The organism is Leeuwenhoekiella sp. ZYFB001, assembly GCF_011784865.1.
Classification (GTDB): domain Bacteria; phylum Bacteroidota; class Bacteroidia; order Flavobacteriales; family Flavobacteriaceae; genus Leeuwenhoekiella; species Leeuwenhoekiella palythoae.
Map to the genome: position 1 here is coordinate 3574374 of NZ_CP050460.1, position 22360 is coordinate 3596733.

General features: G+C 40.9%; 23 protein-coding genes. 16 read left to right on the forward strand and 7 right to left on the reverse strand.

The annotated features are described in order from the left end of the window. Entirely contained in the window at window positions 1–1059 is a 1059-nt protein-coding gene (locus HCN54_RS15350; protein ID WP_167598476.1) for an isoaspartyl peptidase/L-asparaginase family protein, read from the reverse strand. Window positions 1060–1169: 110 nt separating this feature from the next. On the opposite strand from HCN54_RS15350, the gene HCN54_RS15355 reads away from it, so the two are divergent. Further along, on the forward strand, window positions 1170–1703 hold the full coding sequence (locus tag HCN54_RS15355) for a 3-hydroxyanthranilate 3,4-dioxygenase (RefSeq protein ID WP_167598477.1): 534 nt from the start codon (window positions 1170–1172) through the stop codon (window positions 1701–1703). 141 nt (window positions 1704–1844) lie between these two features. Further along, the gene (locus tag HCN54_RS15360) at window positions 1845–3398 is read left to right on the forward strand and encodes an aldehyde dehydrogenase family protein (RefSeq protein ID WP_167598478.1); all 1554 of its coding nucleotides are present in this window, start codon (window positions 1845–1847) and stop codon (window positions 3396–3398) included. An 81-nt stretch (window positions 3399–3479) separates the two neighbouring features. Here HCN54_RS15360 and HCN54_RS15365 read toward each other — a convergent pair whose 3' ends face one another. The 5 genes from HCN54_RS15365 to HCN54_RS15385 form a co-directional block, all read right to left on the reverse strand. Beyond that, on the reverse strand, window positions 3480–4571 hold the full coding sequence (locus HCN54_RS15365) for a DNA helicase PriA (protein ID WP_167598936.1): 1092 nt from the start codon (window positions 4569–4571) through the stop codon (window positions 3480–3482). Between the two features lie 17 nt (window positions 4572–4588). Further along, a complete protein-coding gene (locus HCN54_RS15370; RefSeq protein WP_167598479.1) occupies window positions 4589–5710 on the reverse strand; it encodes an SPFH domain-containing protein in 1122 nt (373 codons plus the stop codon). 114 nt (window positions 5711–5824) lie between these two features. Next, a complete protein-coding gene (locus HCN54_RS15375; RefSeq protein WP_167598480.1) occupies window positions 5825–6556 on the reverse strand; it encodes a metallophosphoesterase in 732 nt (243 codons plus the stop codon). After that, window positions 6553–7692, reverse strand: a complete 1140-nt coding sequence (locus HCN54_RS15380; RefSeq protein WP_167598481.1) for an ATP-binding protein — start codon at window positions 7690–7692, stop codon at window positions 6553–6555. The genes HCN54_RS15375 and HCN54_RS15380 overlap by 4 nt, the downstream gene beginning before the upstream one ends. Before the next feature lie 122 nt (window positions 7693–7814). Beyond that, window positions 7815–8570 carry an SDR family NAD(P)-dependent oxidoreductase gene (locus HCN54_RS15385; protein ID WP_167598482.1) on the reverse strand — a complete coding sequence of 252 codons (756 nt, stop codon included), beginning with the start codon at window positions 8568–8570 and terminating at the stop codon, window positions 7815–7817. A 295-nt stretch (window positions 8571–8865) separates the two neighbouring features. Between HCN54_RS15385 and HCN54_RS15390 the strand changes: the two genes are divergently transcribed. From HCN54_RS15390 to HCN54_RS15430, 9 genes are all read left to right on the forward strand, one after another. Next, window positions 8866–9870: an AAA family ATPase gene (locus HCN54_RS15390; RefSeq protein ID WP_072981053.1), complete on the forward strand. Its 1005-nt coding sequence runs from the start codon at window positions 8866–8868 to the stop codon at window positions 9868–9870. Window positions 9871–9954: 84 nt separating this feature from the next. Next, on the forward strand, window positions 9955–10821 hold the full coding sequence (locus HCN54_RS15395) for a DUF58 domain-containing protein (protein WP_167598483.1): 867 nt from the start codon (window positions 9955–9957) through the stop codon (window positions 10819–10821). Between the two features lie 7 nt (window positions 10822–10828). Then, window positions 10829–12514, forward strand: a complete 1686-nt coding sequence (locus HCN54_RS15400) for a hypothetical protein (RefSeq protein WP_167598484.1) — start codon at window positions 10829–10831, stop codon at window positions 12512–12514. Further along, the gene (locus HCN54_RS15405) at window positions 12504–13508 is read left to right on the forward strand and encodes a vWA domain-containing protein (RefSeq protein ID WP_167598485.1); all 1005 of its coding nucleotides are present in this window, start codon (window positions 12504–12506) and stop codon (window positions 13506–13508) included. The genes HCN54_RS15400 and HCN54_RS15405 overlap by 11 nt, the downstream gene beginning before the upstream one ends. 30 nt (window positions 13509–13538) lie before the next feature. After that, the gene (locus HCN54_RS15410; RefSeq protein ID WP_167598486.1) at window positions 13539–14588 is read left to right on the forward strand and encodes a VWA domain-containing protein; all 1050 of its coding nucleotides are present in this window, start codon (window positions 13539–13541) and stop codon (window positions 14586–14588) included. A gap of 11 nt (window positions 14589–14599) precedes the next feature. Further along, the gene (locus tag HCN54_RS15415; RefSeq protein ID WP_167598487.1) at window positions 14600–15457 is read left to right on the forward strand and encodes a tetratricopeptide repeat protein; all 858 of its coding nucleotides are present in this window, start codon (window positions 14600–14602) and stop codon (window positions 15455–15457) included. Window positions 15458–15485: 28 nt separating this feature from the next. Continuing rightward, the gene (locus HCN54_RS15420; protein ID WP_167598488.1) at window positions 15486–17234 is read left to right on the forward strand and encodes a BatD family protein; all 1749 of its coding nucleotides are present in this window, start codon (window positions 15486–15488) and stop codon (window positions 17232–17234) included. Beyond that, entirely contained in the window at window positions 17231–18004 is a 774-nt protein-coding gene (locus tag HCN54_RS15425; protein WP_167598489.1) for an SH3 domain-containing protein, read from the forward strand. The genes HCN54_RS15420 and HCN54_RS15425 overlap by 4 nt, the downstream gene beginning before the upstream one ends. Before the next feature lie 221 nt (window positions 18005–18225). Next, window positions 18226–18855: a carbonic anhydrase gene (locus tag HCN54_RS15430; RefSeq protein ID WP_167598490.1), complete on the forward strand. Its 630-nt coding sequence runs from the start codon at window positions 18226–18228 to the stop codon at window positions 18853–18855. An 84-nt stretch (window positions 18856–18939) separates the two neighbouring features. Here the strand turns inward: HCN54_RS15430 and HCN54_RS15435 are convergent, their stop codons facing one another. Continuing rightward, the gene (locus HCN54_RS15435; protein ID WP_167598491.1) at window positions 18940–19482 is read right to left on the reverse strand and encodes a CvpA family protein; all 543 of its coding nucleotides are present in this window, start codon (window positions 19480–19482) and stop codon (window positions 18940–18942) included. Window positions 19483–19574: 92 nt separating this feature from the next. On the opposite strand from HCN54_RS15435, the gene HCN54_RS15440 reads away from it, so the two are divergent. From HCN54_RS15440 to HCN54_RS15460, 5 genes are all read left to right on the forward strand, one after another. Then, window positions 19575–19931, forward strand: a complete 357-nt coding sequence (locus HCN54_RS15440; RefSeq protein ID WP_167598492.1) for a hypothetical protein — start codon at window positions 19575–19577, stop codon at window positions 19929–19931. Between the two features lie 25 nt (window positions 19932–19956). Continuing rightward, a complete protein-coding gene (locus HCN54_RS15445) occupies window positions 19957–20652 on the forward strand; it encodes a ceramidase (protein ID WP_167598493.1) in 696 nt (231 codons plus the stop codon). A 113-nt stretch (window positions 20653–20765) separates the two neighbouring features. Next, window positions 20766–21782, forward strand: a complete 1017-nt coding sequence (pheS, locus tag HCN54_RS15450) for a phenylalanine--tRNA ligase subunit alpha (protein WP_072981063.1) — start codon at window positions 20766–20768, stop codon at window positions 21780–21782. A 12-nt stretch (window positions 21783–21794) separates the two neighbouring features. Then, the gene (locus HCN54_RS15455) at window positions 21795–21962 is read left to right on the forward strand and encodes a hypothetical protein (RefSeq protein WP_164916912.1); all 168 of its coding nucleotides are present in this window, start codon (window positions 21795–21797) and stop codon (window positions 21960–21962) included. A gap of 2 nt (window positions 21963–21964) precedes the next feature. Further along, the gene (locus HCN54_RS15460; RefSeq protein WP_167598494.1) at window positions 21965–22360 is read left to right on the forward strand and encodes a hypothetical protein; all 396 of its coding nucleotides are present in this window, start codon (window positions 21965–21967) and stop codon (window positions 22358–22360) included.

The following is a 22360-nucleotide window of genomic DNA, read 5'->3' on the forward strand; positions in this document are numbered from 1 at the left end:
CTAGTTTTCGCTTTCTTTATAAATACCAAGAGTCAAATCGCCTTGGTCATTCATATAAGCACGGTACATTCCTTCGGTATTAAATTCCATCGAAGGATTTCCGTAGTGATCTAGCGCGACAATTCCGCCAGTACCGCCTAGCTTTGTCAACTTTTCTTGAATTACATTCGCTGTAGCTTCAGACAGACTTTTTTCAGCATATTCCATTTGCGCGCTGATATCATAAGCCACCTGACCACGGATGAAATACTCTCCCCAGCCGGTTGAAGACACGCCGCAAGTTGCATTATTTGCATACGTCCCGGAACCAATAATTGGCGAATCACCGATGCGGTTATAACGCTTGTTGCTCATCCCGCCGGTCGAAGTCCCTGCGGCAATATTTCCGTTTTTATCTAATGCTACGCAGCCAACAGTACCAAATTTTTCATCCTTAATATAAGGATCATAAAAAGCAGTTGCTTTACTGATAGAATCTTCTTTCTCGCGATCAAGCGCACGTTGCAGAGCATCGTATCTATTTTGAGTAAAAAAGTAAGACGGGTCCACGAGTTCAATGCCTTTTTCTTTAGCAAAAGTTTCTGCGCCTTTGCCGCTAAGCATCACATGTTCAGAATTTGTCATGACCTCATAGGCCAGATTGATTGGGTTTCTCACTGTGGTAACGCCGGCAACCGCGCCCGCATTTAAAGTAGCACCATCCATAATAGAGGCGTCTAGTTCATTTTTACCCTCGTGAGTAAACACCGCACCTTTAGCCGAATTGAACAGCGGAGAATCTTCCATCACATTTATAGTGCGTTGTACCGCTTCAAGACTTTTTCCACCATTTTTAAGGATCTCATAGCCAGTTTTGATGGCCTCAGTAAGCTTAGCTTTATAAGCCTGTTCCATAGAATCAGTCATATTCTTTTTAAGAATCGTTCCGGCTCCGCCGTGTATGATAATGGCAAATTCTTGTTGTTGGGGCGTTGGTTCAACAGTTGTTTGAGGTGCGTTTTCTTGGTTACAAGCGAAACATAAAAAACTTAGCAATAAAACGGGTAGCAATGACTTCATAAAGATTGAATTTTAAGCTTCTAAAATACAGAAAAACCTTTGAGAAACTCTGTGTCGCTATTGTTTTATCCCACTTTATTATGTTGTAATTTTAGCCTAAATACGAGATTATGGCTATTGCAAAACCTTTTAACTTAACCCAATGGGTTGAAGAAAACCGGGATTTATTAAAACCACCGGTTGGGAATAAAAATTTATATAAAGACGCAGACGACTATATCGTTATGGTGGTTGCGGGACCTAATGCCCGAAAGGATTATCATTATAATGAGACCGAAGAATTGTTTTATCAACTAGAAGGTGAAATCGAAGTACACGTGCAAGACGAAGGCGAAAAGCGAACGATGAAATTAGGTCCCGGCGATATGTATTTGCATCCTGCAAAAGTGCCGCATTCTCCAGTGCGTAAAGCTGGTTCTATAGGTCTTGTTGTTGAACGAAAACGCGCAGATCTTGACGGAAAAGACGGTTTATTATGGTTTTGTGATAATTGCAATCACAAACTCTATGAGGTTTATTTTCCACTGAATGATATCGAGAAAGACTTTTTAAAGCACTTCAAAGTATTTTATGGAAGCGAAGAATTACGTACCTGCGATAAGTGCGGTACGGTGATGGAAGCTGATGCTCGATTTGTAGAATAGTTGGAATGCTACATGATTTAAAAATGCGCTGTTTTAGGCGCATTTTTAGTTTGCTAATCTTCTAAATTTCACTTTAAATAGAGGTTGGTATTTATTAACTTCGAAGAATACAAACATAAATTATAAGAAAACTATAATATAATGGCTCAAATCACTGATAACGCAGCAATAGCTGAAACGCTAAAAGCATTGGAGATCACCTCTGAAAATGCAGGAACTTCAACCGGTTTAAAAACGAGTAATTCAGGTAAAGTGATTACTTCCGTTTCTCCCGTTGACGGAAAAGACATTGCATCAGTGACGCAAACCACTCCGGAAGAATATGAGCAAGTAGTTCAAACAGCCGCCGAAGCATTCAAAGTATGGCGCGTGATGCCGGCACCACAGCGAGGCGAAGTGGTGCGCCAGTTTAATGAGGAGTTACGCCGACTTAAAGAGCCTTTGGGAAAACTCGTTTCTTATGAGATGGGTAAAAGCTATCAAGAAGGTCTAGGCGAAGTGCAGGAAATGATAGACATCTGTGATTTTGCTGTGGGACTTTCACGTCAACTACATGGCTTGACGATGCATTCTGAGCGTCCCGGGCATCGTATGTATGAGCAGTATCATCCGTTAGGCATTGTTGGAATTATTTCGGCATTTAATTTTCCGGTGGCGGTATGGAGTTGGAATACGGCTCTGGCTTGGGTTTGTGGTGATGTATGTATCTGGAAACCTTCAGAAAAAACACCGCTTACGGGGATTGCTTGTCAAAAAATCGCAGCACGTGTGTTTGCAAAGAATAACCTGCCTGAAGGTATTTCGTGCCTAATCAACGGCGATTATACTGTAGGCGAATTAATGACTAAAGATGAGCGTGTACCACTGGTTTCGGCGACCGGTTCTACCCGAATGGGAAAACAAGTAGCGCAAACCGTTGGTGCTCGATTAGGAAAATCTCTCTTGGAACTCGGCGGAAACAACGCGATTATCGTTACTCCGGATTCTGATCTTAAAATGACGGTGATTGGTGCGGTATTTGGCGCGGTCGGAACTGCCGGCCAGCGCTGTACTTCAACCCGCAGGCTGATCATACACGAGAGCATTTATGATAAAGTAAAAAATGCAATTGTAGATGCATATGGTCAATTACGCATTGGGAATCCGCTAGATGAAAACAATCACGTGGGGCCGGTAATCGACAAAGACACGGTGAAAAATTATCAAAATGCTCTGACTAAAGTAGTTGAAGAAGGTGGTAAAATTCTAGTGGAAGGCGGGGTTCTGGAAGGTGAAGGTTATGAGAGTGGTTGCTATGTAAAACCAGCCATTGCAGAAGCAGAAAATCATTATGAGATCGTACAGCACGAGACTTTTGCTCCGGTACTTTATTTAATGAAATATAGCGGAGAAGTGGAGAATGCGATTCAACTGCAAAACGGCGTACGACAGGGATTGTCTTCAGCGATTATGACCAATAACCTGCGTGAAGCAGAACGCTTCTTAAGTGTAGCTGGTAGTGACTGCGGAATCGCAAATGTAAATATTGGTACCAGCGGTGCAGAAATTGGAGGTGCTTTTGGTGGTGAAAAAGAAACCGGTGGCGGGCGTGAGAGCGGTTCTGATGCCTGGAAGGTGTATATGCGTCGCCAGACCAACACGATCAATTATACCACAGAGTTACCGCTGGCACAGGGGATTAAATTTGATTTGTAAGAGAAAAAAATATTGCAAATAAAAAAGCCGCTACTAAGCGGCTTTTTTTATTGGTGTTGCCCAATACGTTGGTATTCTGATTTATTTACTGAACAAATACACTATTCCAAAAAGGAGAATACCCGCTAATACCGCAAAGAAAATCTTCCAGAAGGAATACGGGCGTTTACCTGAAATGCTTCCGTTTTCTCCATTTACAAAGAAGCTGTATTCTTTTCCTTTATAGCGATACGCCGAGATATAAACCGGCAACAAAATATGTTTGAAAGTTTCTTCTTCCAGGTTGATGTTTAACGTATTTACCCGTTGCTCGTCTCCGCCAATATCGCGACGCGCCCACGTGTCTGCAATGCGACGCATTTCTTCCTGAGCTTCGAGATGCCCATCTTTAAGTGGAATTGTATATTTTTCAGTTACAAAGCCAGCAAGAAAGCTGCTTTCAAAAGGCTGTAGCTTTTTTAAATTCCACAGTGCGACACCACGAGGTACTTTACCGGTGTGTTGCTTTGAGGCGTTGATAAGGGTGTCATCTACAAAACCACTAATGTTTCCGCTGATGGGAATCCAACGAGTTTTGCGCACGCGGCGTGTTTGTCTTCGGCCTTTGCTGTCTTTGTAGGATTGTGTTTCGTAATAATAATCACCCCGAGCACCGCTATATTGACCATACAGTTGCGCGTCAAACGTCCAATAGGGTAAATACAAACCTTTAGTGAACTGCGGGTCTAGCGTTGCTTTTTTTAAATCGTTGGGCGCCCACCAAAGTCCGTTTACCCATTTTTTAAACCGAAGAATCGCCTCTTGTTGTGTAAGCTGAAAAGGCAAAACCGCGCCTGGAAGAATCCACTGTTCTGTTTTTGCGTCTTCTCTGATTAGCGGCGTACCGCAATACACGCAATGCAAAGACTTATAATTCTCTTCAACATGCTGATTGGCGCCACAATTTTTGCAATGCAGTATGCTTATTTCTTCGCTGTTTGCCTGTGCTCCTTTTTCCTGAAGAAATTGCCGAAGCGGTAATTCTTTGATAGGATCGGTTTCCAGTGCGATTTGCTCTTGGTTTCCGCAGTATTCGCACGTAATCGTTGTGGTGCCTGGTTTGTATTTAAGCTCGGCACCACAATTTTTACAGGCTTTTTTGAGTTCAGATTTTTGAATGGAAGGTTCGGTCAAAGCAGCTTTGAAATTAATTATTGACCCGGAAGTGGCGGTGGTGTGTTTCCGCCTAAAAAGGGTTTCAATTCTTCGATCTCCTGAAGTGCTTTCCATTCGCTCATGCCTTGTTTCCAGATCAAGGAATTTCTATTGATCGCACGCGAGGCGAAAAGTGCCTGTAACTGATCAAAACTCACAGGTCCCTGCTGTGCATTATTTTGTGCATAATAATACTGTGTAGCGACCGACATTGGAGGAGGCGTTGCAGCGGCTTGCGGTTGCTGAGCTTGTGGCTTGCTCATTGCATTTCCCATTTGTTGGGCAAGCGCAAAGCCCATTCCCATTCCCATACCGGCACCGGCGGTACCTCCTTCATTATTTGCAGCAGCTTCAATAGCTTTTGCAGTTTTGAATTTGGTTAATTTATCAAGGTCAAGTTTATCAATTCGGCTGTATTCGAAGATCTCTTTTTTGAGCTCTTCAGGCATCGATACATTTTCGATATAAAATTTTTCAAGCGAAATTCCCACCGAAGTAAACTCGGGTTGCATCACTTCTTTACACGTCTCAGAAAGTTCTGTAGTGTTTGCTGCATACAATTCTATCGGAAGGTTGGCTTCTCCTACGGTGTCTGTAAATCGCGTTGCGATCAGACTTTTGAGATGCTCGTTGATCTCAAAGTTGGTGAAGTTATTATCAGTGCCTACAATGTCTTTAATGAACGTTCCGGCGTCGCTTATTTTAAAAGCGTAGGTTCCAAAGGCTCTGATTTCTACCAGGCCAAAACGATCGTCACTTAAGGTAATTGGGTTTTTTGTTCCCCATTTTTCGTCAGTAAATAAATGGGTGTTTACAAAATATACTTCAGCCTTAAACGGACTGTCAAAACCGTATTTCCAACCTTTAAGTGTAGTAAGAATAGGAAGGTTTTGTGTGTTTAGCGTGTAGGTTCCGGGTGTGAAAACATCGGCAAGTTGGCCTTCGTTTACAAAAACAGCAGTCTGCCCTTCACGTACAATGAGTTTAGCGTTGTTTTTAATTTCGTTTTGATAGCGCTCAAAACGATGTGCAATGGTATCTGGCGTATAATCGAGCCACTCGATGATATCGATAAATTCGTGGCTGAGTTTTTCTTTAATCTTATCAAATATTCCCATAGGATGTTTCGGTTTTAATAAAGCTGTATGCTTATGAGTATCAAAAGTCTATATTTTGTTTCAAACTATTTTTTTGATAATCGAGATTTAAGTGCTTCAAAGTCTGCTCTAGGTTTACCCATTTCGGCCTTCTTCATTAGGATACAAGGTGTAAACAGGATCACTTTGCCAGAATTCTTTAGTATCAGCATCTATGATCGAGAGCTTTCCTTTAAAGGCGGCTCCGGTATCTACATTCCAAACATTGGCCATTTGTGTAGGTTCATCTCTAGCGATGCGGGTTACAGGGGTGTGACCAATAAAGATCTCTTTGTGGTATTGCAGCCGCATAGGATATTCCGGGTCATCTTTTTTTATGCGTTTGTCTAAGCTTACCGCCATCTCCCAAAAGGTGCGATCCCAGTAGAATGCGGTGCTGTAATGTTCAAACTCGGGGCCGTTTCGGTTTTGAAATCCAGCGTGAACATACATGCGATTTTGCTCATCGATGTAATAATCTTTGAGGTTTTTATAGAATTCTAAATGCTCTTCTTTGGTTTCTTGAGACGTGTTTTCATAAGACTTTAGTGTACTTCTACCGCCGTGATTGAGCCAAGTGTCATTTTTAGTATTGTCCCGCAACCACTGATAGGTCAGATCATCGTGGTTACCGCGCATAAAAATGCAGTTGTGGGTTTTTGATAATTCGATTAAAAAGGAAACTGTTTGTGCGCTTTCGCTCCAGCCGTCAACATAATCTCCTAAAAAAATCAGTAAGTCGTCTTGGGTTGTTTTAGCGCGCTCAAGAATTTGTTTAAGTGCTCTCAGGCCGCCGTGAATGTCGCCTATGGCGAGGGTACGTGTCATGAATTGTATTTTACTTTTCGCAAAATGCGAATGTTTTCTTTGTATGCATTATAAAGTTTGGTTCCGTATTTTCTAAGATAAGGCCGAATACTTTCTAGCTTGTCAAGCGCCGGTTCAAAGCCATTGAGATAGCAAATCAAATACGTTGCCGGCAGATTGTACAGGTCTTCAAGTTCGCCTTTGTTGAGCTCTTTATTAGCCAATACTTTCTTAAGAATCGTATTGTTATTGTTATAAATGTGATAGAGCAATTTTCGGTCAAATTGTGGCGGCTCAAAAACCAGATTACTGTCAATGGTGTACGAACCATTTTCATTAAAATTGATCGTCAATTCTTCTAAAGGGTAATATTTATATTCATTTTGAAGCCCTAACAATACGTATTCTAAAATGGTAAAATGATCGCTGGTCATCTTGATCGAAACTTCGTCTAAAGCTGAATAAAAAAGGCGCACTTGCTCGTTGATCAATTCGATATCCACACGACTAAAATAGGTGTTGCCCTTAACCTCTTTTTTATTCCCTGCCCAGCATACCACAAATTGCTCTTTAAACACTTTGTACTGCGTAAACAGGTCTGCATGTCGCACGTTAATAAAATCAATCACACCATCTAAAGTCAGCTCAATACTGTTGTGCGCGTGTTTTTCGATCGTAGCGACGATCTCGCTGTTTATATCTAAAATCTCACTTTGAAAGACTTTAGGCATAGAGATGCTTCCGTCTCTAAAAAAGGCAGTGCCACCCCAATATTTCCAGATGTTTTTCTTTAGCGCTGTGAGTTTGTTAATGGGTCTGATCGTGACCAAACCAATCACCTGGTCTGAAGGCAAATGCGGAAACGGAATGTTTTCATAAGAAATCAGCGGCGGATTGGTCAAATAGGCGTTTACCAAATTTTGAATCTTGCTGTCGTCAAAAAACGGAACGCCTAAGATTTCGTTGGTTTCATCTTCAACTCCAATCACAATATAACTGTTGTTTTTGGGGTTTGAATTAGAAAGCGCACAGACGTGTTTTAAAAACTTGGCCTTGCCCTCTTTGGTGCTGATGTCAACTTTTCGCTTTTTGTCATAAAAACTGTTCTCGTCATTATGCGCGAGTAAGTTTTTAATGAGCAGGCGTTTGTTGATCATAGCATAAAGTTACGTGTTACCTGTTTAAAGTTGAACGATCATTCGTTTTAAAAAATTTCTAGATTTTTAAATGAGTTGTGATGTGCTATCTCGCAAGTCAACAAGTGTAATCAAAATAATAATTATTGCTTATTAACCACCGTAGAGGATGCTTGGTCTACACTCATAACCACTAGATCTGCAATGTTTACGTGGTAAGGGCGGGTGACAACAAAATGAATGATATCTGCGATATCTTCTGCTTGTAAAGGTTTAAATCCTTGATACACTTTATCTGCTTTTTCTGAGTCACCTTTAAAACGCACTTCGCTGAATTCAGTTTCAACCATTCCCGGGTTTACTGCGCCTACTCGTATGTTATAACCATTCAAGTCTATGCGCATTCCTTGATTAATTGCATCAACAGCATGTTTACTAGCGCAATACACGTTGCCTTTGGGGTACACTTCCTTTCCGGCAGTTGAACCGATGTTAATAATGTGACCACTGTTTTGAGCGATCATTTTTGGGATGATCATATCACTCACATAAAGTAAGCCTTTTACATTGATGTCCAACATCGCGTCCCAATCTTCTGTGTTTCCCTCTTGAATAGGGTCAAGACCGTGCGCGTTACCCGCGTTGTTGATCAAAATATCTATTTGCTGAAAAGCTTCCGGTAAGCCATTGATCGCATTTGCTACATCTTTTTTATTTCGCACATCAAAAGTCAAGGTGTGTACGTTTACTTGATTTTGCAGTTCAGCCTTTAGCGCATCTAGGCGTTCTTGACGTCTTCCGCAGAGAATGAGGTTGATTCCGTTTTTGGCAAAATACGTTGCTGTTGCTGCTCCGATACCGCTTGTGGCACCGGTAATAAATGCTGTTTTAGTCGTCATAGTTTAGGGTTGTAATACAAATTGAAAATTACAAGAATGTTTTTTGAATGCCTGCTTTAATCCAGATTCATTTATTGATAAAAAATACTAAATCCTGTATCTTTGAGGAGCAATCTGAAAAGGTTGCATTTTTTTTGCAACATTTCTCGTGAAATGTCGTCATTAGAATTACCCCTAAAAGCCTTCCATAAGCCGTGCTTACAGGGGATTTTAACCATTGCTTAACAAAATGGTTAGTAATAAAGTATAACCTTGTAGACCTCAGAGTCATATAAAACGCACATAAAATAAAAGTATGGAAGATACTAGCGCATCTGTTGATATAGGAGCGATTAACGAAAAGATCGAAAAAGAGAGTGCTTTTGTAAAAATACTTACGATGGAAATGAACAAAGTCATCGTAGGGCAAAAGCATATGGTAGAACGCTTGCTTATAGGCCTTTTAGGACGTGGGCATATTTTGCTGGAGGGAGTTCCCGGTCTGGCAAAGACCTTGGCGATTAATACGCTATCTCAAGCAGTTCACGGAAGCTTTAGCCGTATTCAGTTTACGCCAGATTTACTTCCGGCTGATGTTGTGGGTACCTTGATTTACAATATGAAACTGAATGATTTCAGCATAAAGAAAGGGCCTATTTTTGCTAATTTCGTCCTCGCAGATGAGATTAACCGTGCGCCGGCCAAAGTACAGAGTGCATTGCTTGAAGCGATGCAGGAGAAGCAGGTGACCATTGGTGATGAGACCTTTAAGCTAGACAGACCATTTTTGGTTATGGCAACTCAGAACCCGGTTGAGCAAGAAGGAACGTACCCACTTCCTGAAGCGCAGGTTGACCGTTTTATGCTTAAAACCGTAATTGACTATCCTAAACATGCCGAAGAACAACTCATCATTAGAGCCAACCTTAAAGGTTCTTTTGAGAAAGTGAATCCTGTGGTTTCTATAGAGCAGATCTTGCGTGCACAGGAAGCTGTAAAAGAGGTGTATATGGATGAGAAGATCGAGAAATACATTCTTGATATCATCTTTGCAACACGTTACCCTGAAAATTATAAGTTGGCAGATTTAAAACCCTTGATCAGTTTTGGATCTTCTCCACGGGGTAGTATCAACTTAGCAACAGCCTCAAAATGTTATGCGTTTATCAAAGGTCGCGGTTATGTGATTCCTGAAGATGTGCGTGCGGTAGTACACGATGTATTGCGTCACCGTATCGGGATCACTTATGAAGCGGAAGCCGAAAACGTAACTACTGTTGAAATTATAAACAAGATCGTAAACGAGATCGAAGTACCATAAACTAAGCATTAGAAATCAGTTCGCAGTTCTTGCTTGAAAAATAGCAACTACTGCCTACTGATTTTCTTTTTTGATTGATTACTCATGGACACTAAAGAACTTCTAAAAAAAGTACGCAAAATTGAGATCAAGACCAGAAGATTGTCTGATCATATTTTTGGCGGGGAATATCATTCTACGTTTAAAGGGCGTGGTATGACCTTTAGTGAAGTGCGTCAATACCAGTTTGGTGATGATGTGCGTAATATAGACTGGAATGTTACCGCGCGTTACAATGAGCCATTTGTAAAGGTTTTTGAAGAAGAGCGCGAACTTACAATGATGCTCGTGGCAGATGTGAGTGGTTCAGAATTCTTTGGCACAGACCAGCAATTAAAATCTGAAATTGTCACCGAAATTGCCGCAACCTTAGCATTTTCGGCTTTGCAGAATAATGATAAAATCGGACTCATTTTATTTTCAGATGGGATCGAATTATACATTCCGCCTAAGAAAGGTAAGTCGCACGTACTGCGCATCATTCGCGAACTTTTAGAATTCAAACCGAAAAGTAAAAAGACCGATGTGGCACAGGCTTTGAAATTCCTTTCTGGAGTGATGAAGAAAAAAGCCATTGTTTTTGTGCTTTCAGACTTTATTGCAGACGACTATCAGGACACAATGAAGATCGCCGCCAAGCGTCACGACATTACGGGTATACGTATTTACGATCAGCGTGAAGAGGAAATTCCGAGTTTGGGAATTGTGCAGATGGAAGATGAAGAAACCGGCGAATTATTGCTGGTCAATACCACCTCAAAAAAGGTGCGCAACAATTACTCAAAATATTATCGCGATCGTGTGGCGTATTATAAAGACAGTTTTACAAGAAGCGGTGCCGGCGTGATCGATGTGCGTACCGATGAAAGCTATGTCAAAAAATTACTAGGTTATTTTAAACGAAGAGGATAACACAACAATGAACAGTAACCTTAAGAATCATATTCCTAAATCAAGTTTTTATAGCATAAGTACGTTTGCTTCCGCTTTAATAATTGCTTTTTTAAGCGCATTGAATGTGCAAGCTCAGCAGGTTAAAGGAGCGGTTGACACCACGTCAATTCGTATTGGTGAGCAGATCACCTATGAATTTCAGGTAGAAGCAGATTCTACAGATTTGGTGCTGTTTCCTGAAGGGCAAACCTTTCAGCCTTTAGAAATGATCGAAGCCTATCAGGTTGACACTTCGTACGCCGGTGCAAAAATGAACTTGATCAAACGCTACGGCCTAACCCAGTTTGATAGCGGCTCGTACACGATTCCGCGGCAATTGGTGTCTATCAACCAACAACCTTTTTATACAGATTCGGTTGCGATCGAAGTGAACAATGTAGTGGTTGACACGACCAAACAAGGCCTCTACGATATTAAAGATATTGTCGCCGTAGAGCGTGCTACCAGTAAATTCTGGGAGTATTTACTGTACTTTTTGTTGCTTGCCGCCGTTATTGGTGGATTCCTATTTTTCATCATTCGCCGCAGTCGTAAAAAAGCTGCAGCAGAGCAAAAGCTTCCGCCGTTTGAGCAGGCACTATTTTCTTTAAAGCAACTTGACGAAGAGTATAAAGAACCGGCGCGAGGCATTGATGAGCGTGACGCGACTAAAGCATATTACTCAAAACTTACTGATATTGTAAGAAGGTATCTTGATGAAGAGGTTTATGACCGCTCGATGGAAAGTACTTCTTCAGAATTGATCGAGCGCTTAATGCTCGAAAAAGAGGAAGGTAAAATTGATTTGAGCAAAGAAACCATCCTCAAGCTTGACCAAATCCTAAAGCGTGCCGACCTTACCAAATTCGCCCGCACGTCTCCTGGAGCAGGTCAGGCTGAAGCAGACCGTATTGTAGCTGAAGAGATCGTAAAAGAGACTAAAGAAGCGATTCCGCCGCCTACAGAAGAAGAATTGATGCGTGATGCGGCTTACCGTGAAGCCTTGGCAAAGCGTCGCAAGCGTAAGCTCATTTTGACTTCGATCATTGGAGTATTTGGAATTTTAGTGATCGCTACAGGAATTTTGATTGCCACCAAAGGTTTTGATTTTGTAAAAGATAATTTCATCGGGCATCCTTCAAAAGATTTGCTTGAAAGCGATTGGGTGCGTAGTGAATACGGGTATCCGCCGGTGATCATCAGTACTCCTAGAGTTTTAGAGCGCAATGAGATTGCGTTGCCAGATTCGCTCAAGCAACAGATGGATATGAGCACCTTTACCTACGGAAGCTTGATCGACGACTTTTATGTGGTGGTGAATAATACCCGCTTTGGCGGAAAAAATGAAGCCAATTTAGAAGCCTCGGCACAAGGATTCATCAGTACGATTGAAGCCAACGGCGCTAAAAACCTGATCGTAAAAACCGAAAAGTACACCACACCGGAAGGAACCGAAGGTTTACGCGTTTACGGAACAGGAGATTTCCCAGAAACCTTGAACAAAGACGAATTCAGTAAAGGAGAATATGAGATGCTTCTATTTACGGCGCCCGGGGTTTTACAGCAAATTTTAGTAGCCCACCGAGAAGATGACACCTATGCAAAAGAGATGAGCGCGCGCATAATAAATTCAGTAGAACTTCAAAAAACTGTACCTACCGATGTTAAGTAATTTTGAATTTCAAAGTCCTGAATTTTTCTGGTTGTTTCTCCTGCTTCCGGTAGTTGCAGTGTGGTATTTCTTTAAACGAAATAAAATTACGGCTCAGGTTAAACTTTCAAGTTTAAAGGGATTTAAAGCAGGTAGCGGTGTGCTTGCAAAATTTCGTCCTGTTTTATTCGTTCTGCGTCTGTTGGCTTTGGCCTGTTTAATTACAGCTTTGGCAAGACCACGCAATGTTGATGTTTCTACGCGAACAAACACCACTCGCGGAATTGACATTGTGATCGCCATTGATGTTTCGGCGAGTATGTTGGCGCGTGATTTAAAGCCTAACCGTCTGGAAGCGCTTAAAGAGGTGGCTTCGCAGTTTATTGCAGATCGTCCCAGTGACCGGATTGGTCTTGTAGAATATGCGGGTGAGAGTTACACTAGGACGCCCATTACCAGCGATAAAAGTATTGTGTTGAGTTCGCTCAACGATATCGAGTACAACAGCATTATTGAAGGTGGTACCGCAATAGGAATGGGATTGGCGACTTCTGTAAACCGTTTAAAAGACAGTAAGGCAAAAAGCAAAGTGATCATTTTGATGACTGATGGTGTGAATAACGCCGGATTTATAGAGCCAACAACCGCGAGTGAACTGGCTCAGGAATTTGGGATCAAAGTCTACACGATAGGTCTGGGAACTAATGGGACAGCGCTTTCTCCTGTTGCGTTACGCCCTGACGGAAGTTTTCAATACGGAAGTATTCCTGTTGAAATTGATGAAACCTTACTGCAAGAGATCGCAGACAAAACCGGCGGACTCTATTTTAGAGCGACCGATAATGAATCTTTAGAAGAGATTTATGCCGAGATCAACAAGCTTGAAAAAACAGATGTTGAAGAATTTAAGTATACCAATTATGAGGAGAAATTCAGACCGCTGGTTATTCTGGCAGGTTTGCTTTTGTTGTTTGAATTGCTGTTGAGGTATACGGTGTTTAGAAGTTTTGTTTAAAATTTAGATTGAATACTAAATAGTTAATTTGTGTATTTACTAGAAGAAAAAATATGGTTTTGGGCGTTGCTGGTGATTCCGGTGGTGGTACTGCTTTACTTTGCAGTCACCCTTTGGAAACGCAGTGCGCAAAAACGCTTTGTGACTAACCGTGAATTGTTGGAGAAATTAACCCCGCAGCGTTCGGTTTTTAAACCGGTGTTGAAGCTTATCGTTTTGTGTCTCGCTTTGGCCTGTATGGCCGTGGCTTTGGTAAATCCAAAAATCGGTACCAAGTTAGAAACGGTAAAACGAGAAGGTGTTGATGTGGTTTTTGCGGTTGATGTTTCTAAAAGTATGGATGCTGAAGATATCGCACCCAGCCGAATCGATAAAGCAAAACAGCTGGTAACGCAGATCATTAACAATTTAGGCAGTGACCGCGTGGGGATCATTGCTTATGCCGGAAGCGCTTATCCGCAGTTGCCCATCACTACAGATTACAGCAGCGCAAAAATGTTTCTTAATTCGATGAATACAGATATGTTATCGAGCCAAGGAACAGCGATCAGAGATGCGATCGAGTTGGCAAAAACCTATTATAATGATGAGGAGCAAACAAACAGAGTTTTAGTAATTATCTCTGATGGGGAAGATCACGCGGGCGAGGTGGCTTCTATTGCAGAATCGGCTACAGAGCAAGGCATTCGCATTTTTACCATTGGTGTAGGTTCAGAAGCGGGTGATCGTATTCCTATTAAAAGAAATGGAGTTGTTCAGTCATATAAGAAAGATCAGAATGGAGAGACGGTGATCACTAAGCTTGATCCGGCAACACTTCAGGAGATCGCAGCGGAGGCTGATGGTGAATACATCAACGGAAACAGTACGCAAGAAGTGGTTGACAAAATGGCTTCCGCTTTAAATCAAATGGATAAAAAAGAATTTGAGGCTAAGCAATTTGCAGATTTTAAAGACCAGTTTCAGTGGTTTGTTGCTGCGGCATTATTCTTGCTAATTATAGATGTGTTCTTGCTGGAGCGTAAAACCGCTTGGGTGAGAAAACTGAATTTATTCAATGAAAATAAGTCTAAATCTTAATCTTTTTAAAGATGAAGAATTTTATAAATAATCTTTTGAGCTTGACCTTTATTTTGGTCACTGGTGTGGTATTTGCGCAAAGCGAAAAACCGGACCCGGCTATTCTGGAAGCACAGGATTTTGTGGCGGAAGCTAACGATGAGTTTGCTTCAAACGAGTTTGCAGCGGCAGAATCTGCCTACCGAAAAGCAGTTGCTAAAGATCCTGCAAATACGGCGGCCAAATACAATATGGGGAATAACTACTACCGAAACAAAAAATATGGCGAGGGGATGAATCGCTATATTCAGGCTGCAGAGGTAGCCCAAACAAAGGCTGAAAAACATAAAGCTTTTCACAATCTTGGGAATGCCTTTTATCAGCAAAAGGATTTTAAGAAAGCCGTCGAAGCTTATAAAAATGCGTTGCGCAATGATCCTACCGATGAAGAAACGCGATATAATCTAGCACTTGCTAAAAAGGAAGAAGAGAAGAACGGCGGTGGCGGCGGTGATGATGAGAATCAGGATCAGAACAAAGACCAGAATGAAGATCAAAAAGATCAGGATGGTGAAGGAGATGACAAAGAAAGCGACGATGGTAAGCCTAAGGATCAAGATGATCAAGGTGATGAAAAGAAAGATCAGGGCGATCAGAATAAAGACGATAAAGGCAAGCCCGAGGATAAAGATGGAGATCAAAAAGATGAGGGTAAAGACGGCGATAAAGAGAAGCAACAACAACAGCCACAACCCGGTCAGGGACAACTATCTCCTCAGCAAGTAAAGAGTTTGCTTGAAGCGATGAAAAACGAAGAGAATAAAGTTCAGGATAAAATTAATGCTCAAAAGGTTAAAGGAGCAAAAGTGAAAACAGATAAAGACTGGTAATTTAAGCCTGTAAAAAGCAGAAGTTATAATGAAGATGAAGCTAAAATTTTTGCTGATTGTTTTATTTACCGGATTCAGTGCATGGTCTCAGGTAGAATTTGACGCTGTCGTTAGTAAACAACGACTAGGGGTCAATGAACGTTTACGTGTTGATTTTGAAATGAATCAAGACGGAGACAATTTTAGGCCGCCCAGTTTTCAAGGTTTTACGGTAGTTGGTGGTCCTAACCAATCCATCAGTAAGCAGTGGATTAACGGTAAGGCGAGTTTCTCTAAAACCTTCTCTTACTTTCTTCAGCCTAATGCTACAGGTACTTTAAAAATCGGTCAGGCAGAAATTGAGATCGACGGGACGGTGTATAAAACGATTCCTATAGAAATCACCGTGACCGGTGCGGTCGAAAAACCCAAAGACCCTAATGATCCTGTAGCCGCTGCAGAAGATAATGTGCATCTGGTCGCTGAAGTTTCTAAGAATGATCCTTATTTGAACGAGGCGTTTACCGTGGTGTATAAGCTTTATGTAAGTCGGGAAACTGCTGTAAATGGCTGGAACGAGCTCGACGCACCTAAGTTTGCAGATTTCTGGAGTCAGAGCATTGATGAGAAGCAATTTAAAGTTTACGATGGTTCGTATCAGGGTAAACCCTATCGCTATGTGATCTTAAGAAGGACGCTGCTTTATCCGCAAAAAACGGGAGAACTTACCATTGAGCCTCTAGCGTTAAATATCAATGTGGAAGCACCAACCAATCGTAGAGATATTTTTGGAATGCGCATCACAAGACCGGCAAAAATTACGGTAACTGCACCAACCCGTAAAGTAAACGTAAAATCCTTACCGGAAGATGGGAAGCCCGAAAGTTTTACAGGAGCTGTAGGTAATTTTGATTTTGAAGTTACAGCCAGTAAAACGAAACTAGACGCGCAAGAGGCATTAGATCTTACATTAACTGCAAAAGGAAATGGGAATTTAAAACTGTTCACGTTACCGAAGCCTAAATTGCCTAGTGCACTTGAAGTTTATGAGCCAGAAAACCAGCAAGACGTTCGTGTTTCGCTTAACGGAATGGCAGGTTCTAACAGTGCACGTTATACGATTGTTCCACAACAAAAGGGAAGCTATCCTATTCCGCCTATTCGCTTTTCTTATTTTGATCCTGCGACAGAGCAGTATAAAACGCTAAGTAGTGATGAGATCGTGATTGATGTAGAAAATGGTCCTGCTACATTGGCTTCTTCAGATAAGGCCGATAAAATCCCTGTGGAAGAAACTAAGCAATTTGCATATATCAAATCTGACACAAAGCTAAAGTCGATGAATCAAGACCGATTTTTTGGTTCCACTACATTCTGGAGTTTACTGGCGACACCGGTGGTGTTGATTCCGTTAGCGATTTTATTCGGTCGTAAACGCAGAGCTTATCAAAATGATATCAAAGGAAATCGCTTACGTAAAGCGGATAAACTGGCCCGAAAATACTTAGGCGATGCCAAAAAGAGTTTGGGAAATCAAACCGCTTTCTATTTAGCCTTAGAAAAGTGTTTGCATAATTATTTAAAAGCACGGTTGAATATTCAGACGAGCGAAATGAGCAAAGAACGCATCAGCCAGTTGCTGCAAGATCGTGGCGTAACTGTTGAAACCACTGCGGCATTCCTCAAGCTTTTAGAAAGCTGCGAATTTGCGCGCTACACACCTTCAAGCAGTGACGCAATGCAACACGATTATGAGCAGGCGTCGCGTGTAATTTCAGAAATAGATAAACAGTTATGAAAACAATGATAAGATCAAGCTATCGTTTTGTGGTTCTTGTGCTGTTTATGGCTTCGTTGAGCTTAAATGCACAAACGCCGCAACAGCTTTTTGAAACCGGAAACTCGCAGTATGCTCAAAATAATTTTGAGGAAGCTATCAAGAATTATGAGAAAGTTCTTGACGCCGGTTACGAGTCGGCGGCTGTGTATTATAATTTGGCTAATGCCAATTATAAACTCAATCGCATTGCACCAAGCGTTTATAATTATGAGAAAGCTCTTGAATTGAAGCCTAATGATAAAGAGATCAAAAACAATCTGGAGTTTGCTCAAAATATGACCATTGACGCAATAACGCCGTTGCCTGAAAATACCTTTAAAAGATGGTGGAATCAATTGCTTCATATTTTTTCACTAGACGGTTGGGCGATCGTTACTGTGGTGTGCATGCTACTTTTTGCCTTGAGTTTTATCATTTATTACTTCGGAAAAACCACGGCTTTAAAACGCGGTTTTTTTACTACGGCTTTTGTGGCTTTGGGATTGGGATTGTTAAGTCTTACATTGGCGTTTCAGGCGCAATCCAATGAAAATAACAAGCAGTTTGCTATTGTTTTTTCAGCAGAAGCTGAAATTAAAAGCGAGCCTAATTTAGCCAGCGAGGAGGCTTTCGTTTTACATGAAGGAACCAAAGTTCGTGTACTAGAGACCGAAGGCGATTGGCAAATGATTCGACTGGCAGACGGGAAAGAAGGCTGGATTCCTACTACAGATATTAAAATTTTATAAATATTATAAACTCGCTTTATTCTCCGGGAATGAACAAGAGGTAGTTTTACCACTCAAGCAACTTCATTGACCATTTAGATATTCAAATTGGCTTTTTTAGCTTGAGAGCTACTTAATTTCTATTTTTAGCGTCTCTTTAATATAGGAAGACACAAGTAATGCTTAGTTTCACTAATTTTAGGATTGCATTAGCTTGATTTTTAACTAAAAACCAAAGATAGATGGATATTAAGAAGATATTTGAGAACAACAAAGAGTGGGTTCAAGAGCGGTTAAGCGCAGAGCCTGAATATTTTAAAAAATTATCACAGGGTCAATCGCCAAAAATTCTTTATATAGGTTGTAGTGATAGCCGTGTTTCTTCTGAAGAATTGATGGGTGTAGGTCCCGGAGATGTGTTTGTACACCGTAATATTGCCAATATGGTACCTAATACAGACCTTAATTCTATGTCTGTTATTAATTATGCGGTTGAGCATCTTGAAGTGGAACATGTGGTAGTTTGTGGTCACTATTATTGTGGTGGTGTTAAAGCTGCGATGCAATCTTCAGATTTGGGACTATTAAATCCTTGGTTGAGAAATATTCGTGACGTTTATAGAATACATAAGGAAGAGTTAAGTCTAATTGAGGATGAAGAAGAGCGTTATAAGAAATTTGTAGAGCTAAACGTTCAAGAGCAGTGTGTGAATGTTATTAAAACTGCTGATGTACAAAAGGCAATACGTAAACGTAATCTCAGCGTGCACGGGTGGGTTTTTGATATACATTCAGGAAAGCTAATTGATCTCAAAATAGACTTTGATGCCATCTTAGAAAACATTATGGAAATTTACAGGTTAGATGATTGACAGTGAGTTTGTTAACGCATAAAAATAGCGCTGCATTGCAGCGCTATTTTATTTTAAATCAAAAGCTTTTTTTTGAGATCCATTTTAAACAGATTGTAACTCAATTTTGCTTTTATCAGTGTCTTCATTCTCTCGAAACTCTTTTACTTCTTCTAATATACTTGGTAAAACCGCAGGAGCGATAGGCTTGATCAAGCTATAAAGAACCGAAGATTCTCGTGTTTCCTCATCAATGAGATTAAGACTACTGGTCATTGCAGCTAAAAACATCAGAATCACGCTCAGGATAAAAGCAGATTTTAAAAGACCGAATGCTGCGCCTAGAATTCGGTTTACGATGCCCAGCATCGCTAAAGAAGCGACTTTAGTTAAAATTCTTCCGGCGAGTGTAATAACCAAAACAATAATGATAAAAGTTACCGCAAATGCTGCGAGGTTAATCGCCTGAATACTCCAATCTACCTTTTCGGTTAAAAAATCTACCGCATAATAGGAGAAGTGAATGGCGCCATAAATCCCTAAAACTAAAGCGATCAATGAGGCTACTTCAATGAGTAGCCCGTTTTTAAGTCCTTTAAAAAGGCCTAAAAGAAGTAAAATTCCGATTATAATATCCAGATAATTCATTGGTTAAAGATACTATTTAGGGCTAAATAATCTTTTTAGGAGTTGGCTTTATGTTAGTATAGGTATTGTTTGATCTTGATTATATTTGCGGCATGGCTAGAGACGAACAACTTAAAGAACGCTGGGAGCAGGTGGTAAGCAAACTATCTGCACGTTTTGCTGATGGTGAGGTCTTAGATCTCGACGCGATTATTTATCTGATAGGAGTGCAAGAATTAGGCAAGCCAGATAAGCGCTTTAAAAAAGATGATAAGATCAATTTGATGCATATTGCAATTTGCAGACTGTTAGAACCTTTTGGGTATTATCGTTTTGATTATCAGGATGAAGATGGCTGGCCGCACTACGAAATGATTGAGCCATTACCCGCCTTAAAAGCTGGGGAGCAATCTTTGCTTATGAAAGAGGCCATTGTGCAGTATTTTCTAGAGAAAGAACTCGTTCAATAAACTATTTTTTTGCGGTTTTAAGGCTATGTTGCTAAGCATTTTACAAGAGCTGTTCCCTAATGATACGGGACCTATTTACAAAGAAACCATAGCCGGGCGCTTTCCGGTGGAGCCGTTTAATACCTACAGCAATCTTATTTTTTTGTTTATCGTGGTTTATTTTGGGATCAAAATTTACCGCAAGCCTAAAAAACAATGGTTTTTAATGATCGCCTTGCCGTTCATTTTTATAGGCTATGTTGGCGGAACGCTCTATCACGGGTTGCGCAACGCAGAAGCTTGGCTTTTGCTGGATTGGGTACCTATTCGCGGACTGAGCTTTGCAGCTTTGCTTTATTTCATTTTTAAATGGCAAGACACCTGGGGCAAACGCTTGATTTTTGTTTTAAGCATAGGTTTGGCATTTATAGGGTTAAGATATTTACCGCTGCCGAAGCATTTAGAACATAGCATCGGGTATTTGATCAGTGCATTAAGCATTCTGATTCCAATTTTGGGCTACCTCATAAAAACCAAATGGCGCTATGCGAAATCGGCTTTAACCGCTTTTGTGATTTTTGGTTTTGCCGTTTTGTTTAGAGTGCTGGACAACCGTCTGGATTTTGAGTTCTTCTGGATGGGAACACACTGGCTCTGGCATATTTTTGGCGGAACCGCTGTATTTTTTATTCTGCAATATATTTACCGGGACAACAAAGCCCAAGCCGCCGATATTTCATAAATTTGTGCCTCTGATACACTGGTCATTTTTTTGAAGAATGGCAGTTGCTCAGGGAAATTTTGATAAGGCCGATGGGCAGTATACAATAACCCAAAAGGGATTCAATTAGCATTATGTTAGATAAAATTAAGGAGCTTATTAGCGAGGCTGAAGCATTTACGGCGAGTTCGCTTGATGAAGTAGAAGCTTTTAGAATTAAATTTTTAGGAAAAAAAGGACTTTTCAATCAGTATTTTTCTGAATTTAAGAACATTCCTAACGAGCAAAAGAAAGCTTTTGGTCAAACGATGAACCAATTAAAAACTACGGTTCAGGATAAGATTGACACCTTAAAATCAGGTCTGGAATCGGCTGAAGAGCAAAGTGTTTACGGCGATCTTACACGTCCCGGAGATGCGATCACTTTAGGTTCACGCCACCCCATTTCTATTGTCAAGAATCAGATCATTGATATTTTTTCCAGAATAGGTTTTGATGTTTCAGAAGGACCGGAAATTGAAGATGACTGGCACAATTTTACCGCATTAAACCTGCCGGAACATCACCCGGCGCGTGATATGCAGGATACGTTTTTCATTCAGACTAATCCTGATGTCTTATTGCGTACGCATACTTCATCTGTACAAGTGCGTTATATGGAAGCAAACAAGCCACCCATACGCACCATCTCTCCTGGGAGAGTTTTTCGTAATGAGGCGATTTCAGCGCGTTCTCACTGCTTTTTTCATCAGGTTGAAGGTTTGTACATCGACAAAGATGTTTCGTTTGCAGACCTTAAGCAAACGCTTCAGCATTTTACCACAGAGATGTTTGGGAAGAGTAAAATTCGTTTAAGACCTTCTTACTTCCCGTTTACTGAGCCTAGTGCCGAAGTAGATGTGTATTGGGGCTTAGAGACGGAAACCGATTATAGAATGACCAAAGGAACCGGTTGGTTAGAGATTATGGGCTGCGGGATGGTAGACCCTAATGTGCTCGAAAATTGTGGCATTGACTCTAAAGAATACAGCGGTTTTGCCTTTGGTATGGGTATAGACCGTATCGCCTTATTATTACATCAGATCTCAGATATTCGTTTGTTAAGTGAAAATGACTTACGCTTCTTAAATCAGTTTAAAAGCGCTTTATAATCCATCTAGGCTATGAAAAAATATGTAGTTATCGCCGTACTTCTAATCGCTCTTGCGCTTGTCGCATACCTCACATTTGTGATCGCAGCGATCAAGATCATCATTGGTAGTATTTTCTTAGGAATTATGGCGATCGCTATTCTTGCGCTTTGGATTATGTGGAAGGTTAACGACGACTAATCATGAAAAAAGACATCACAATACCTGAAGTTGAAGGGGTGTACGTCGCAGCGGTAAAAGAGTTTAATGAAACACATCGCACCGATGACTGGAACGCATATCTCATTAATGATACCGGCGAACCTCTAGAAATGGTTTTGATTGTATCTAAAGGCTATAGCGCTAAACAGACGACGAGTCAAATGCGACACAAGTTGCAGACCTTACCGGCAAAAGCATTTGCCAAGATCGAGTTTATTGAAGATAGCGTGCTTAAACTTACTAATGAGTTTGCGGTAACCTTTTTTAAAGAAGGAAAACTCTTTGACAAGAAGTTCATTTTTCCGGCAAATAGTATTCAAGATAGCAAGGTGGGACCTTTGCCCTCTATGCTCAAAGAAGGCGTTCTAGCCGAATGA